Consider the following 14,418-nt stretch of genomic DNA (forward strand, 5'->3'; position numbering starts at 1 on the left):
CGGTGGTGCCGCCCCGGGTCCGGTCCCGCGTCCGGCCCGGCCCGGGTGCCGGTGCTCAGCCGGTGTTCTTCATCCCGGCAGCGATCCCGTTGATCGTCAGCAGCAGGGCGCGCTCCAGGTCGGGATCCGGGTCGTCGCCCGCGGCCCGGCGCTGGGCGAGCAGCTCGACCTGCAGGTGGTGCAGCGGCTCGAGGTAGGTGTCGCGCACCGACAGCGTGCCCCGCAGCACCGGGTGCCGGGCGAGCAGCTGGTCCTCCCCGGTCACCGCGAGCAGCTCGCGGCGGGTCAGCTCGTGCTCGGCCCGGATCTGCGCGAACAGTCCCTGCTGCTCCGGCTGCACCAGGGTCGCGACGTAGTTCGACGCGATCCGCAGGTCGGTCTTCGCCAGCGTCATCTCGACGTTGCCGATCAGGTTCCGGAAGAACGCCCACTCCCGCATCTCGGCGAGCTCGTCGGCGTAGCCGGCCTCGCGGGCGGCCTTCAGCCCCGAGCCCAGGCCGTACCAGCCGGGCACGACCATCCGGGTCTGCGTCCAGCCGAACACCCACGGGATCGCCCGCAGGTCGTCGAGCGTCGGCTCGCCCTGCCCCGGTCGCTTCGACGGCCGCGACCCGACGTTGAGCCGCCCCAGCTCCTCCACCGGCGTCGCCGCGGTGAAGAACAGCGGCAGGCCCGGGTCGTCGACGAGCGTCCGGTAGGTCGCGGTGGCCGCCTCGGACACACAGTCCATGACCTCGTCCCACCGCGTCAGGGTCTCGGCCGGCCAGCGCGACGCCTGGTGCAGCAGCGACGCGTCCAGCATCGACGCCAGCAGGATCTCCAGGTTGTCGTGCGCCAGGCTGGGCAGCGAGTACTTGTCGGAGATGACCTCGCCCTGCTCGGTGAGCTTCATCGTGGCGTCGACCGACCCGAACGGGGCCGACGCGATGGCCTCACCGGCCGGACCGCCACCGCGCCCGACCGACCCGCCGCGACCGTGGAACAGTCGCAGCCGCACCCCGTGCTCGGCGGCCACGTCGCGCAGCTGGCGCTGCGCCCGGTGGATCTGCCACTGCGACGCGGTGATCCCTGCGCCCTTGTTGGAGTCGGAGTACCCCAGCATGATCTCCTGCAGGTCACCGCGGTTGCGGACCTGCTGCCGGTACCCCGGGTCCGACAACAGCCCCTCCAGCAGCTCCCCCGCCCGGGACAGCTCCTCCACGGTCTCGAACAGCGGCACGAGGTCGATCGAGGAGCGCGGGTCGTCGCCGATCTCGACCATGTACGCCTCGCGGGCCAGCACGGCGACGGCGAGCAGGTCGTCGACGTCGCGGGCCATCGAGACGATGTAGGTCCGCACGACCTCGTCGCCGAACTCGTGCTGCAGCGCGTGCACCGTGTCGAACAGGTCCAGCACCGGCGCGGCGGCCTCCGGCACGCCGTAGTGGCGGCGGAACAGCGGCCGCTTGCTGCGCAGCTCCGCCGACAGCAGCTCCCGGCGCTCGTCGCGGGTCAGTTCGGCGTAGGGCTTCTCCAGCTCGCCGAGCCCGTCGAACACCGCGCCGAGCGCGTCGTGGTGCTTCTGCGAGTGCTCGCGCACGTCCATCTCGACCAGGTGCAGGCCCAGCGCGCGGGCCGAGCGGATCGCCCGGGCCAGGGTGCCGCCGGCGATCCGGGCGCCGTGGTGGCCGCGCAGCGACCGGTCGACGACCAGCAGGTCCTCCAGGTAGCCGGCCGACCCCAGGTAGTCGACGCCCGGTTCGTGCGCGGCGCCGGCCGCGATCCGCCGGCGGGTGTTCTCCAGCCGGGCCGCGACGTAGGACAGCTTGAGCCGGTACGGCTCGTGCGCGTTGAGCCGGATGTAGCGGTCGTGCACCGCGGGCAGTGCGCGGCGGTCCCGGGCCAGCGAGCCGCGCAGCTCCTCCGACACCCCCATCACCCGCGTCGACACCGACAGCTCGAAGACCAGCTTCTCCACCAGCGCGGTGTGGATCCGGATCGCCCGGTCGGCGTTGAGCTCCAGCACCTCGCGGGTCACCGCGGGGGTGACGTTGGGGTTGCCGTCGCGGTCGCCGCCGACCCACGACCCCAGTACGAGCGGACGCGCGTCGTCGGGGATCTCCAGTCCGGCCTCGGCGGCCTCCCGGGCGAACTCGCCCAGCAGGTCGGGGACGGTCCGTTCGCCGAGCCGGGCCGCGAACCAGGCGACGTTGCGGGCCTCGTCGATCACCATCGGCTTGCCGGGGCGGATGTCGTCGGTCTGCCAGAGCAGGTCGACCAGCGCGGCGAGCTCCTCGTCGGGCGCCCGGGCGTCGAGGGCGTCGACGATCCGGCGCAGGATGCCCAGCACCGACTGCCGGGTCGACTCGGTCGGGTGCGCGGTGAACACCGGGCGCAGCTCGGCCCGGGCCAGCACGTCGGCGACCTCGTCCGGGTCGGCCTCGGTGGCCAGGCGGCGCAGCACCGTCCGCAGCGGTCGTGCGTCGACCGGGCGTAGTTCCCGCAGCTCACGGGACCGGTGCAGCTGCTCGGCGACGTTGGCCAGCTGGAAGTACTGGGAGAACGCCCGCGCCAGCAGTACCGCGGTGCCGGTGTCGATCCCGTCGAGCAGGGCCGCGACGACGTCCGGCCCGGCCTCGCCGCGTGCCGAGTCCCGGGCCGCCCGGCGCACCTGCTCGACCAGCTCCAGGACCTCGGGGCCGGACTCGTCGGACAGCGTCCGACCGAGCATCGTCGACAACCGCCGGATGTCGGCGCGCAGCGCCTTCTGCTCGCTCTCGCTGACGACGCCCGAGTGCGCGGTCAGCGAGTCGGGGGCGAGTGCGGTGGTCTCCGAGGGGCTCACGCAGGCTCTCCGGTTCTCCGCGCGGTGGCGCGGGTCGGGACGGGCCGCTCGCGTCGTCGGGAACGGGGTTCGGGCAGCGGCATCGTCCCCCGCCGGCGCGGGGCGGGGCCATCGCTGGCGCCGCCCGTAACCCCGGGGAAACCTCATCCGCACGAACTCGGACACATCCGCACGACATCGCACATCATCGCGGGCCACACTGGGCGCATGACCCGCTGGCTGCGTCGCACCCCCGGTGCCTCCCGTCCCCGCATCGAGTTCGGGGCCGACTACAACCCCGAGCAGTGGCCGCGCGCGGTGTGGGAGTCCGACGTCGCGCTCATGCGCGAGGCAGGCGTGACGGTCGCGACCGTCGGCGTCTTCTCCTGGGCGCTGCTCCAGCCCGCGCCGGACCGCTGGGACCTCGGGTGGCTCGACGACGTGCTGGACCTGCTGCACGCGGGCGGGATCGCCGTCGACCTCGCGACGGGCACGGCGTCACCCCCGCCGTGGCTGCATCACCGGCACCCGGAGATCCTCGCCGTCGACGCCGACGGCCGGACCCTGGCGCCGGGCGGGCGCCAGCACCACCGCCCGACCTCCCCGGTGTTCCGCCGCCACGCCCTCGCCCTGGTCGAGCGGCTCGCCCGCCGCTACGGCGACCACCCCGCGCTCGCCGCCTGGCACGTGTCCAACGAGCTGGGCTGCCACGACGTCCACGACCACTCCGACGACGCCCGGGTCGCGTTCCGGGCCTGGCTGCAGCGCCGCTACGGCGACCTCGACCGGCTCAACCACGCCTGGGGCACCGCGTTCTGGTCCCAGCACTACGGCGACTGGGACGAGATCGGCACCCCGCGCCGCACCGGCCCGGGCACCCACCCGAACCCGACCCAGCAGCTCGACTTCGCCCGCTTCTCCTCCGACGCCCTGCTCGACCACCTGCGCGCGGAGCGGGACCTGCTGCGCGCGCTCACCCCGGACGTGCCCGTGACCACCAACTTCATGGTGATGGGCGAGACCAGCGGCATGGACTACGCGACCTGGGCGCCCGAGGTCGACGTCGTCGCCAACGACCACTACGTGTTCCCCGGCCCGGACGCCCGCGACGAGCTGTCGTTCTCGGCCAACCTCACCGGCAACCTCGCCGGCGGGCACCCGTGGTGGCTGATGGAACACTCGACGTCGGCGGTGAACTGGCAGCCGGTCAACCGCGCCAAGCGCCCCGGGGAGCTCGCCCGCGACGCGCTCACCCACCTCGCGCACGGCGCCGACGCGCTCTGCTTCTTCCAGTGGCGCCAGTCCGCGGCGGGCGCGGAGAAGTTCCACTCGGCGATGGTGCCGCACGCCGGGCCGGCCTCGGCGCTGTTCCGCGACGTCACCGCGCTCGGGGCGACTCTGCGCGACCTGGCCCCGGTCGCCGGGGCGCGACGGGTCCCCGCGCCGGCCGCGGTGCTGTGGGACTGGCCGTCGTGGTGGGCGGCCGAGCAGCCGTTCACCCCGACCACCGAGCTGCGCTACAAGGCCGAGGCACTCGGCTGGTACCGGGCGTTCCTCGACGCCGGGGTGCGGGCCGACGTCACGTCCGCCGACGCGGACCTGTCCGGCTACGGGCTGGTCGTCGCCCCGGTGCTGCACGTGGTCGGCCCGGACCGGGCGGCCGCGCTGACCGCCTACGTCGGGGCCGGTGGGCACCTGGTCACCACCTACTTCTCCGGCACCGTCGACGACGACGCGCACGCCGTCCTCGGCGGCTACCCGGGCGCGCTGCGCGACCTGCTGGGCATCCGGGTCGAGGAGTTCGCGCCGCTCGACCCGGGCGCCGTCGTCGAGCTCGACGACGGCTCCACCGGTGACCTGTGGAGCGAGGCCGTGCAGGTGGTGGACCCGGCCGTCGAGGTGCTCGCCCGCTGGACCGGCGGCGGTACCGACCCGGCCGCGGGAGACCTCGCCGGGCTGCCCGCGGTGACCCGCCGCCCGGTCGGGGACGGGTCGGCGACCTACGTCCCGACCCGCCTCGCCGACCGCGCCCCGCTGCTGCGACGCCTGCTGGCCGCCGCCGGGATCGCCCCCGAGCTGCCCGGCGAGCTGGTGGGCCGGGTGGAGCTGGTCCGCCGCGACGGCTTCCGGTTCGTCGTCAACCGGACCGACGCCCCCGTCGACCTGGGGCCGCTCGGCGCGACGGAGGTGCTCGCCGGCCCGGCAGGCACCCTGCCCCCGCGCGGGGTGGCCGTCCTGCGGGACTGAGCTGCGGGATCTCGGCAGCGGCGGCGGGACCGGGGTGCGGACGGCCGGACGCCCCGCCGCGCGGGAGGCGCGGCGGGGCGTCGGGGTCGTACCGGGTGACGCGGGGTCAGCTCGCGTCGAGGTCCTGCTCCAGCAGCTCGGCCAGGGCCGCGACGGCGGCCTCGCCCTGCTCGTCGTCGGAGGAGGTCAGCACGACCTCCTCGCCGGACTTCACTCCCAGGCCCATCACCGACAGGATCGAGGCGGCGTCGACCGGACCACGCTCGCCGTCGGCGGTCCCGATCCTCACCTTGACCCCCTGCTCCTTGGCAGCGGTCACGAACAGGTTGGCGGGGCGGGCGTGCAGCCCGACCGACGAACCGACCTTCACACGGCGCTCGGCCATGGTGGGTGCTCCTTCTCTCGGGTGGGTCAGCCCGCGACCGGCGCGGCGGCCGGGGCGGTGGCGGTCTGCTCGGCGGCGGCCGGGGCCGGGGTGCGGCGGGCCGACTTCAGGCCGACGACCAGGGCGGCGGAGACCAGGGTGCCCGCGATGATCGCCAGCAGGTAGGCGAACGGGTTGCCGATCAGCGGGACCACGAAGATGCCGCCGTGCGGGGCCCGCAGGGTCGCGCCGAAGGCCATCGACAGCGAGCCGGCGACCGCGGACCCGGCCATCAGCGACGGGATGACCCGCAGCGGGTCGGCCGCGGCGAACGGGATCGCGCCCTCGGTGATGAAGGAGGCACCCAGCAGCCAGGCGGCGCGCCCGTTCTCCTGCTCGGCCTTGGTGAACAGGTTCTTGCGGACGGCGGTGGCCAGTGCCAGCGCCAGCGGCGGGGTCATGCCGGCGGCCATGACCGCGGCCATGATCATCAGCGCGGTCTCGGAGCCGGTGGACAGCCCGGCGACGGCGAAGGCGTAGGCGGCCTTGTTGACCGGGCCGCCCATGTCGAAGGCCATCATCAGGCCGAGCAGGGCGCCGAGCAGGATCGCGTTGGTGCCCGAGAGGCCGTTGAGCCAGTTGGTCAGGCCGGTCGTGGCGGCCGCGAGCGGTGTGCCGACGACCAGGAACATGATCGCCCCGACGACGGCGGTACCGATCAGCGGCAGCACCAGCACCGGCATGATCCCGGCCAGGGCGCGGGGCGGCTGCCACAGCTTGAGGCCGTAGACGACCGCACCGGCGAGCAGACCGGCGACCAGGCCGCCGAGGAACCCGGCGTGGGTCTGGACGGCGATCATGCCGCCGACGAATCCGGGCACCAGGGCCGGGCGGTCGGCGATGGCGTAGGCGATGAAGCCGGCCAGGACCGGGACCAGGAAGCCGAACGCGAGGCCACCGACCTGGAAGAACAGCGCGGCCCAGGACTGCATGGCACCCGGGTCGAACACGACCGAGGCGACGCCGTCGTCACCGAAGGAGACGACGTCGGGCGCCTCGGTGATCTGGTAGCCGCCCAGGGCGAAGCCCAGCGCGATCAGCAGACCGCCGGCGGCGACGAACGGGATGACGTAGGAGACGCCGGTCATCAGCCAGCCGCGCAGCTTCGAGCCGAAGCCGGCTCCGAAGTTCTTGGTGTCCAGGTCGGACCCGTCGCGCTGGGCCGGGACGGCGGCCGCGGCGGAGCCCTTCGGCTGGGCGGTGGCCTTCGCGACGGCCTGCTCGATCAGGCCCGGCGCGCCGCCGATGGCCTTCTTGACCGGGGAGGTGACGGTCGGCAGGTGCGCGAAGCGCTCCTTGTCCCGCACCTCGACGTCGGCGGCGAGGATGATCGCCTCGGCCTCGTCGAGCTGGGTCTGGGTGAAGGGCGTCGAGCCCGCGGAGCCCTGGGTCTCGACGACGATCTCGTGACCCGCCTCCTCGGCGGCGACCTCGAGGGCCTCGGCGGCCATGTAGGTGTGGGCGATGCCCGTCGGGCATGCGGTGACGGCGAGGAGCTTCACGCTCCCACCTCCTGCTGGATGAAGGTCGCGACGGCGGCCGGGTCGGTGGCGTTGCGGAGCTCGTTCTTGAACGAGGCACGGACCAGGCGACGGGCCAGCGCAGCGAGCACCGTCATGTGGTCGGTGTTCCCGCCCTCGGGGGCGGCGATCATGAAGATGAGGTCGGCGGGGCCGTCCTCGGCGCCGAAGTCGACACCCGACGGCGCCCGGCCGAAGGCCAGGGTCGGCTCGGTGACGGCCGCGGAACGGCAGTGCGGGATGCCGATGCCGCCCTCCAGGCCGGTCGGCATCTGGGCCTCGCGGGCCTCGATGTCGGCGAGGAACCGGTCGAGATCGGTGACCCGGCCGGCCTTCACCAGGCGCTCGGCGAGCGCGGTGACGGCGGTCTTCCGGTCGGCCGACGGCACGTCGAGGTCGACCAGATCAGCGGTGATCAGGGCAGTCATGCGGCATCTCCGGTGAGGGCGAGGGTGACGTCCGGCGTGGGGGCCAGTTCGACGTCGTCGATTCGGATGTCGGCCGGACCCGGCGTGGCGGAGCCGGGCAGCCGGCAGGCGGCGGCGCCGTAGGCCACGGCCTGCCGCAGGGCGTCGGGTCCCTCCCCACCCGCGGCCAGGAACCCGGCCAGGGTGGAGTCACCGGCGCCCACCGTGCTGAGCACGGTGATCGGAGGGGTCCGGGCGTGGTACTCGCCGGACCGGTCGACCAGCAGGGCGCCACCGGCACCCAGGCTGACCAGGACCGCGCCGATCCCGCGGGCACGCAGCTCGCGGGCGGCCAGCAGCACGTCGCCGAGGCTGCCCAGGGGGCGCCCGACGAGCTCGGCCAGCTCGGCGTGGTTGGGCTTCACGAGGTCGGGGGCCGCCGCGACGGCGTGGTGCAGCGGCGCGTCCGAGGTGTCGATCGCGACCTTCAGGCCGGGACGGCGGCAGCGCCGGGTCAGCTCGGCGTGGAAGTCGTCGCCGACCCCCGGGGGGAGCGACCCGCAGCTGACCAGCCAGGTGGCGCCCGCGCCGAGGGCGCAGGCGCGCTGGAACAACGCCTCGACCTCGTCGGCGGACAGCCGCGGGCCCGGCTCGTTGATCTTGGTGGTGACGCCGTCCGGCTCGACCAGGGTGATGTTGACCCGGGTGGCCTCGGCGACGGGGACGGCGACGGTCGTGACGTCGGTCGGCTCCAGCAGCGCCGCGAGGCGCTCACCGGGGGTGGCGCCCGACGGCATCAGGGCCACCGCCCGGTGCCCGGCCGAGGCCAGCGCACGGGCGACGTTGACGCCCTTGCCGCCGGGGTCGACCCGGACGGACCCGGCGCGGTGCACCTCGCCGCGCACCAGGTGCGGCAGCGCGATCGTCCGGTCCAGGCTCGGGTTCGGGGTGACCGTCACGAACATGGGCGGGGTCGGGAGCGTGCGGGGGGTCATGCGCGTACCACCTTCGGGCCGGCGGCCTCCAACTCGGCGGCGTCCGCCGGGTCGAGGCCGGTGTCGGTGATCAGCGTGTCGACCTCGGCCAGCGTGCCGAAGCGGACGAACTGGTCGGAGCCGAACTTGCTGGCGTCGGCGAGGACGACGGTGCGGCGGGCGGCGCGCAGCATCGCCCGCTTGGTCGCGCCCTCGCCGGTGTCCGGTGTGGTGAGGCCGCGCGCCACGGAGAAGCCGTTGGTCCCGATGAAGGCGACGTCGATCGTGAGACCGGCCAGCACCTCGGTGCCCCAGTCGTCGACGGTGGCCAGCGTCGTCCCGCGGACCCGGCCGCCGAGCAGCCGCAGGTCCACGTTCGGGCGCCCGGCCAGCGAGGACGCGATCGGCAGCGAGTTGGTGACGACGGTGACGTCGCGCTCGCGGGGCAGGGTGCTCGCGAGCCGGGAGGTCGTGGTCCCGGCGTCGAGCAGGACGGTCGCGGCGGTGCCCAGCTCGGCGAGGGCGGCCTTGGCGATCCGCTCCTTCTCCGCGCCGAACTGGCTGTCGCGCTGGCCGACCCCGGGCTCGAAGTTCAGCAGGTCCGACGGGATCGCCCCGCCGTGCACCCGCCGGACGAGGGCCTGGCGCTCCAGGGCCCCGAGGTCCCGTCGGATGGTCTCGGGGGTGACATCGAGCTCCTCGGCGACAGCGGCCACGTCGACCCGGCCCCGGTCCCGGGTCCGGTCGAGCAGCCACTGCTGACGCTCCGCTGCGTACATCTTTGTTCGCTCCCGCTTCGATGCTTGCTTGTGTCTGAGTATGTGGGTTTTACTGTGTTTGTCAACGGGTCACGTCGAAGTAACCCCGGGAGCCACTCATGCCGAGCACGACCGCCCTCACCGGAATCCCCGCCAGCCCCGGCCGCGCCGGCGGCCGCGTCGTCCGCGTCGCCGAGCCGCCGGGCGAGCCGGCCGCCGGCCCCGCCCCGGCCGACGCCGCCGCCGAGGCCGCGCGGATCGCGCCGGCCGTCGAGCTGGTGTCGCAGCGCCTGACCGCGCGCGCCGCGACCGTCACCGGCGACGCGCGCGAGGTGCTGGAGGCGACCGTGACGATGGTCGGCGACCCGGCGCTGCTGGAGAGCGCGCAGGCGCTGGTCACCGAGCAGGGGCGGCCCGCCGCGCGCGCGGTGTGGGAGGCCGCGAACTCGTTCGCCGAGATGCTGTCGTCGATGGGCGGCTACATGGCCGAGCGCGCCCGCGACATCCACGACGTGCGCGACCGGATCGTCGCGGAGCTGCTGGGGCTGCCCGCGCCGGGCGTCGCCGACCTGGACGCGCCCGCCGTGCTCGTCGCGACCGACCTGGCCCCGGCCGACACCGCCGGGCTGAAGCCGGGCGTCGCGCTCGCCCTGGTCACCGAGCAGGGCGGCCCGACCAGCCACACCGCGATCCTCGCGCGTTCGCTGGGGATCCCCGCGGTCGTCGGCTGCGCGGGCGCGACCCGGATCGCCGAGGGCGCCGCGCTGACCGTCGACGGCGGCACCGGTGAGGTCGTCGAGGTCGCCACCCTCGACGAGGCCACCGCGTTCGCCGCCGCCGCCTCGGTCACCGCCGAGTGGGACGGTGCCGGCCGCACCGCCGACGGCCGTGTCGTGCCGGTCCTGGCCAATGTCGGCGACGGCCCCGGCGCGGCGAAGGCCGCGGAGGCCCGGGCCGAGGGCGTCGGCCTGTTCCGCACCGAGCTCGCGTTCCTCTCCGCGGCCGAGGAGCCGTCCGAGGCCACCCAGCGCGAGGTCTACACCGCGGTGCTGTCCGCGTTCGCCGGCAAGCCGGTCACCGCCCGCACCCTCGACGCCGGCGCGGACAAGCCGCTGCCGTTCCTGTCGCTCGACGGCGAGCCCAACCCGGCGCTGGGCGTGCGCGGCCTGCGGATCGCCCGCGTCCCCGGCAACGGCGACGGCGTGCTGGAGCGCCAGCTCGCCGCGCTCGCCGCCGCGGCGAAGGAGACCGGCGTCGCGCTCAAGGTGATGGCGCCGATGGTCGCCACCGCCGAGGAGGCGCGCTGGTTCGTGCAGCGCTGCCGGGCGCACGGCATCTCCCAGGCCGGCGTGATGATCGAGATCCCGGCCGCGGTGCTCACCGCCGACGAGATCATGGCCGAGGTCGACTTCGTCTCGGTCGGCACCAACGACCTGGCCCAGTACCTGTTCGCCGCGGACCGCCAGTCCGGGCCGGTGGCCGCGCTCAACGACCCGTGGCAGCCGGCGCTGCTGCGGCTGATCGGGCTGCTCGGCGAGGCGTCGGCGCGCACCGGCACCCCGGTCGGGGTCTGCGGTGAGGCCGCGGCCGACCCGGGGCTCGCCGCGGTGCTGGTGGGGCTCGGCGTCGCGAGCCTGTCGATGGGCTCGGGTGCGCTCGCCGCGGTCGGGGCGAACCTGGCCGGGCTGACGGTGGAGCAGTGCCGGGAGCGGGCCCGCGCGGCCTGCGCCGCGGCCGACCCGATCGCGGCCCGCCGCGCCGTCGCCGCTCTCGACGGCTGAGCGCCGTTCGTCGCGTTCGTCCTCCCGCTCGGCTGCGCGATGGACGGACCGGCGGTCGTCACACCGCTGGTCGCAGTGACCTGTGGTCCCACCGGACGTACCCGGCCACCGGTTGCCCCCGGCGACCCGCGGTTGTTGGGTCGACACACGGCGTGATCCCGTGTCGCGAACCGGGCGCCGTCCGACGACCGGAGGTCACCCATGTCCGAGGGACCGCTTGCCCACGCCGTCCGGGTGGCCTCGGAGCAGGCCTACGTCGACGGGTTGTCCGAGGGCCGCCGCGAGGCCTGGGAGCGGGCCTCGGGCGCGCGCCCGGAGCCGGCGTCGAAGCGGCTGCTCGTGCACCTGTCGCACTCCATCGAGCGCGCGGTGATGTCCGGGCCGCGGGAGGACCCGACGGTCGTCGTCGCGCTGTTCCAGCAGCTGCGCTTCTTCGACCGCGAGCGCGAGGTCTACGCGCGGATGGCCCAGGCCGGGATGCACGTCGTCGTCGCGTTCGCCGACGGCGGGGTGCACGACGTGCCGGACGGCGTCCACCTCGTGGTGCTGGACCCGGACGAGCCGCTGGCGTCGGAGTGGAGCGTGGTCGCGCTCGGGCCCGGGGCGGGTGCGTTCCTGGTCGCGACCGACCAGTACACCCGCGACCCGCGCGAGCAGGGCGAGGCCGGGCGGGTGTTCCTCGGCCGCTGGGGCTACGCCCGCGCCCAGGCCGGGACCGAGCTCGCGCGGCTGCGGTTCGCGCTGGGGGACCGGCTGCCGGCCTCGGTACGGCGCACGGTCGACGAGCTGCTCGGCTCCTCGATGCCGACCGGCGGCGACCCGGCGGCCTCGGCGGGTACCACCGGCGAGGCCTGGGCGACGACCTCGCTCAACCACATGATCGACCGGCTGCTGTCGGCCCGGGCCGGCACGCGTGAGCTGCGGTCCCAGCTGGCCGACGCCCAGCGCGCCGCGGCCGCTCGTGCCGCCGCCGCGGTCGACCCGGCGAGCGGTCTGCCCACCGCCGAGGCCCTGGACCGCTTCGCCGGTCCGGCGGGGCCGGAGACCCTGCCCGTCGGCGTCGCGTTGTTCGACCTGCCCGGCCTCGACGGCTCCCTCGTGCACGACGACGACCGCGCCGCCTGGTTCGCCGCCCACCAGGTCGCGGCGGCGATGACCCAGCCGCTCGGCCCGGTCGACGCGGCCCTGCGGCTGTCCGAGCGCGAGTTCGCGCTGGTCGTGCCCGGTGCCTCGGACCGGCATCTGGCCGGGCTCTGCGACCGGGTCGGCGAGCGCCTGGCGCTGGCCTCGCAGGGCTGGCCGGGCATCGCGCTGGCCGGGCGGGTCGCGTTCGCGGTCACGAGGACCCGGCCGCTGCCGCTGGCGGATCTGCGCGCGGCGCTGGCCCACCTGCCCGAGGAGCCGGGCGACGCCGGCCCGGTCGACGCCGGCCGGAACCCGGCCGGGGACCGCATCGTCGTCGCCGCGACCGGGCGGGAGGGCGTCGGGCCGCGGCCGTCCCCGGAGCCGTCGGCCGCGGCCCGGCACCGCGGTCCCGACGAGGTGACGCCGCGCCCGCGCCCGGCCGGGAACGGTGGCGGGATCGACGACCCGGTCGCGCCCCCGCCCGACGCGCACGCCCCGCCGCCGCGGCCCGCGCCGGCCCCGCCGCCGTCGCGGCCCCGGCCCTACCTCGACGCGTCCTCGACCGGCCCGCAGCCGGTCACCGGCGAGGCGGCCGCCGACCCGCGGGCCGCGGCGCAGGAGGCGCTGCGCCGCCTGGTCCAGGGAGACCAGGGTGCCGGCTACGACGTGTTCGCCGACCGACACCCGGGCGGCGGTCGCCCCGGCTGACCGGCGCGTTCGCCCTGGGCGGAGCTGCCCAGGGCAGAACCGGGCGCGGACCGGGCCGTCCCCCGGCCACGGTGGCGTCATGAGCGACTCACCGCGCACCCCGCGCTTCGACGACCGCGCCCGCCGCGACCTCTACGACCAGCGCGTCGTGGTGCTCGACGGCCCCCTCGACGACGACAACGGCACCCTGCTCGCCACCCAGGTCGTGGCACTGGCCGCCCGTGACCCGGACGCCGACATCGCCTTCTGGATCCACTCGCCCGGCGGGTCGGTGCCGGCGATGCTGGCGCTGCGGGACCTGTTCCGGCTGGTGCCCTGCGACGTCTCGACGCTCGTGCTCGGCATCGCCTACAGCGCCGGGCAGTTCCTGCTCTCGGCGGGCACCCCGGGCAAGCGCCGCGCGCTTCCGCACTCGCGGGTGCTGATGCACCAGGGCTCGTCGGGGATCGGCGGGACGGCCGTCGACATCGAGCTGCAGGCCGACGACCTGCGTCACACCCGCGACACCGTGCTCGGCCTGATCGCCCGGGACACCGGGCAGCCGGTGGACCGGATCTTCACCGACTCGCTGCACGACCGCTGGTACTCCGCGGCCGAGGCGCTCGACTACGGCTTCGTCGACGCCGTCGTCGACTCCTTCGACCAGGTGGTGCCGCGCCGCGGTGCCGTCCCGACCGGCTTCGGCGTGGGTCGGTGACGGCGGTGAGCACCTACACGATCCCGAACGTCATCGCCCGCACCCCGGGCGGCGAGCGGGTCCTCGACGTCTACTCCCACCTGCTCACCGAGCGGGTCGTCTACCTGGGCACCGAGATCGACGCGGGCGTGGCGAACGCGTTGATCGCCCAGCTGCTGTTCCTGGAGGCCGACGACCCCGACCGCGAGGTGCAGCTCTACGTCAACTGCGGGGGCGGCGACCCCAGCGCGATGCTCGGCATCTACGACACGCTGCGCCACGTCCGCTGCCCGGTCGCGACGACGTGTGTCGGCCAGGCCGTCTCGGTGGGTGCGGTGCTGCTCGCCGCCGGGACCGAGGGCCGTCGCGGCGCGCTGCCGCACGCCCGGGTCGTGCTGCACCAGCCGGCGGCGCAGGGCCGCGGGTCCATCCCGGACCTGATCCTGCAGGCCGACGAGCTGGTCCGGATCCGCGCCGACATCGAGGAGATCCTGGCCCGGCACACCGGGCAGACGGTCGAGCGGTTGCGCGCCGACACCGACCACGACCGTGTGTTCACCGCGTCCGCGGCCCGGGACTACGGCCTGCTCGACACCGTGCTCGAACCGCAGCCGCCGCGCACCCGCGAGCGTCGCTGAGCGGCGCCGGGTCAGGCCGCCAGCGCGTAGGCGCACTGCGGCCCGCGTGCCCGCGGCGCCGTCGCGAGACCGTCGGCGACGCCACGGGTCAGCGCGGCCAGGTCGGTCCCGAGCGCCCCGGCGACGGCGGCGATCATCTCGCTGGAGGGCTCCTTGCGGCCCCGCTCCACCTCCGAGAGGTACTGCGGGGACACCCCGGCGCGCCCGGCCGTCGCGTGCAGGGTCTCACCGCGGGCGTGCCGGCGTCGTCGCAGCTCACGACCGAGTGCGTGCCGCCAGAGGGGTTCGCTCATGGGGGCACGGTAGGGCCGGACGGCGGCCGCGGTCCCCGGGTTCCGCCCACAGCGGAACCCGGGG

The 14,418-nt window shown here is 75.4% G+C and carries 12 protein-coding genes; 5 read left to right on the forward strand and 7 right to left on the reverse strand.

The genetic code is table 11. From position 1 onward, the window contains the following. Positions 1 to 55 precede the first annotated feature (55 nt). Positions 56 to 2,824 (reverse strand): phosphoenolpyruvate carboxylase, encoded by a 2,769-nt coding sequence (gene ppc, locus KPF22_RS03530; protein ID WP_224401220.1) that lies wholly within the window; start codon positions 2,822 to 2,824, stop codon positions 56 to 58. Positions 2,825 to 3,031: 207 nt separating this feature from the next. On the opposite strand from ppc, the gene KPF22_RS03535 reads away from it, so the two are divergent. Then, complete coding sequence (locus tag KPF22_RS03535; protein WP_224401221.1) at positions 3,032 to 5,050, forward strand: beta-galactosidase; 2,019 nt, start codon at positions 3,032 to 3,034, stop codon at positions 5,048 to 5,050. A 106-nt stretch (positions 5,051 to 5,156) separates the two neighbouring features. Here the strand turns inward: KPF22_RS03535 and KPF22_RS03540 are convergent, their stop codons facing one another. From KPF22_RS03540 to KPF22_RS03560, 5 genes are read right to left on the reverse strand one after another with little or no spacing between them, the layout of a single operon-like run. Further along, positions 5,157 to 5,435, reverse strand: coding sequence for an HPr family phosphocarrier protein (locus tag KPF22_RS03540; protein ID WP_062398519.1), 279 nt, complete (start codon positions 5,433 to 5,435; stop codon positions 5,157 to 5,159). Between the two features lie 26 nt (positions 5,436 to 5,461). After that, on the reverse strand, positions 5,462 to 6,976 hold the full coding sequence (locus tag KPF22_RS03545; RefSeq protein WP_208821590.1) for a PTS fructose transporter subunit IIC: 1,515 nt from the start codon (positions 6,974 to 6,976) through the stop codon (positions 5,462 to 5,464). Further along, a complete protein-coding gene (locus KPF22_RS03550; RefSeq protein ID WP_062398515.1) occupies positions 6,973 to 7,422 on the reverse strand; it encodes a PTS sugar transporter subunit IIA in 450 nt (149 codons plus the stop codon). Before KPF22_RS03550 ends, KPF22_RS03545 begins: the two co-directional genes overlap by 4 nt. Beyond that, positions 7,419 to 8,366 (reverse strand): 1-phosphofructokinase, encoded by a 948-nt coding sequence (gene pfkB, locus KPF22_RS03555; RefSeq protein WP_073576934.1) that lies wholly within the window; start codon positions 8,364 to 8,366, stop codon positions 7,419 to 7,421. The genes KPF22_RS03550 and pfkB overlap by 4 nt, the downstream gene beginning before the upstream one ends. 26 nt (positions 8,367 to 8,392) lie before the next feature. Beyond that, the gene (locus KPF22_RS03560) at positions 8,393 to 9,154 is read right to left on the reverse strand and encodes a DeoR/GlpR family DNA-binding transcription regulator (RefSeq protein WP_100878937.1); all 762 of its coding nucleotides are present in this window, start codon (positions 9,152 to 9,154) and stop codon (positions 8,393 to 8,395) included. Positions 9,155 to 9,252: 98 nt separating this feature from the next. Here KPF22_RS03560 and ptsP point away from each other — a divergent pair, with 98 nt between their 5' ends. From ptsP to KPF22_RS03580, 4 genes are all read left to right on the forward strand, one after another. Continuing rightward, positions 9,253 to 10,914, forward strand: coding sequence for a phosphoenolpyruvate--protein phosphotransferase (gene ptsP / locus KPF22_RS03565; protein WP_208821593.1), 1,662 nt, complete (start codon positions 9,253 to 9,255; stop codon positions 10,912 to 10,914). Between the two features lie 201 nt (positions 10,915 to 11,115). Continuing rightward, positions 11,116 to 12,747: a DICT sensory domain-containing protein gene (locus tag KPF22_RS32655; RefSeq protein ID WP_208821596.1), complete on the forward strand. Its 1,632-nt coding sequence runs from the start codon at positions 11,116 to 11,118 to the stop codon at positions 12,745 to 12,747. 79 nt (positions 12,748 to 12,826) lie between these two features. After that, complete coding sequence (locus KPF22_RS03575) at positions 12,827 to 13,444, forward strand: ClpP family protease (RefSeq protein ID WP_224401222.1); 618 nt, start codon at positions 12,827 to 12,829, stop codon at positions 13,442 to 13,444. Positions 13,445 to 13,449: 5 nt separating this feature from the next. Next, the gene (locus KPF22_RS03580; RefSeq protein WP_062403890.1) at positions 13,450 to 14,061 is read left to right on the forward strand and encodes a ClpP family protease; all 612 of its coding nucleotides are present in this window, start codon (positions 13,450 to 13,452) and stop codon (positions 14,059 to 14,061) included. A gap of 11 nt (positions 14,062 to 14,072) precedes the next feature. Here the strand turns inward: KPF22_RS03580 and KPF22_RS03585 are convergent, their stop codons facing one another. Continuing rightward, entirely contained in the window at positions 14,073 to 14,354 is a 282-nt protein-coding gene (locus tag KPF22_RS03585; RefSeq protein ID WP_100878933.1) for a helix-turn-helix domain-containing protein, read from the reverse strand. Between the last annotated feature and the right edge of the window lie 64 nt (positions 14,355 to 14,418).

This window comes from Pseudonocardia sp. ICBG1034 (assembly GCF_020131375.1).
GTDB lineage: Bacteria > Actinomycetota > Actinomycetes > Mycobacteriales > Pseudonocardiaceae > Pseudonocardia > Pseudonocardia alni.

Coding starts and splice junctions, on each gene's coding strand:
- KPF22_RS03535 (WP_224401221.1), top strand. CDS start 3,032: ATGACCCGCTGGCTGCGTCGCACCCCCGGTGCCTCCCGTCCCCGCATC.
- KPF22_RS03540 (WP_062398519.1), bottom strand. CDS start 5,435: ATGGCCGAGCGCCGTGTGAAGGTCGGTTCGTCGGTCGGGCTGCACGCC.
- KPF22_RS03550 (WP_062398515.1), bottom strand. CDS start 7,422: ATGACTGCCCTGATCACCGCTGATCTGGTCGACCTCGACGTGCCGTCG.
- pfkB (WP_073576934.1), bottom strand. CDS start 8,366: ATGTTCGTGACGGTCACCCCGAACCCGAGCCTGGACCGGACGATCGCG.
- KPF22_RS03560 (WP_100878937.1), bottom strand. CDS start 9,154: ATGTACGCAGCGGAGCGTCAGCAGTGGCTGCTCGACCGGACCCGGGAC.
- ptsP (WP_208821593.1), top strand. CDS start 9,253: ATGCCGAGCACGACCGCCCTCACCGGAATCCCCGCCAGCCCCGGCCGC.
- KPF22_RS32655 (WP_208821596.1), top strand. CDS start 11,116: ATGTCCGAGGGACCGCTTGCCCACGCCGTCCGGGTGGCCTCGGAGCAG.
- KPF22_RS03575 (WP_224401222.1), top strand. CDS start 12,827: ATGAGCGACTCACCGCGCACCCCGCGCTTCGACGACCGCGCCCGCCGC.
- KPF22_RS03585 (WP_100878933.1), bottom strand. CDS start 14,354: ATGAGCGAACCCCTCTGGCGGCACGCACTCGGTCGTGAGCTGCGACGA.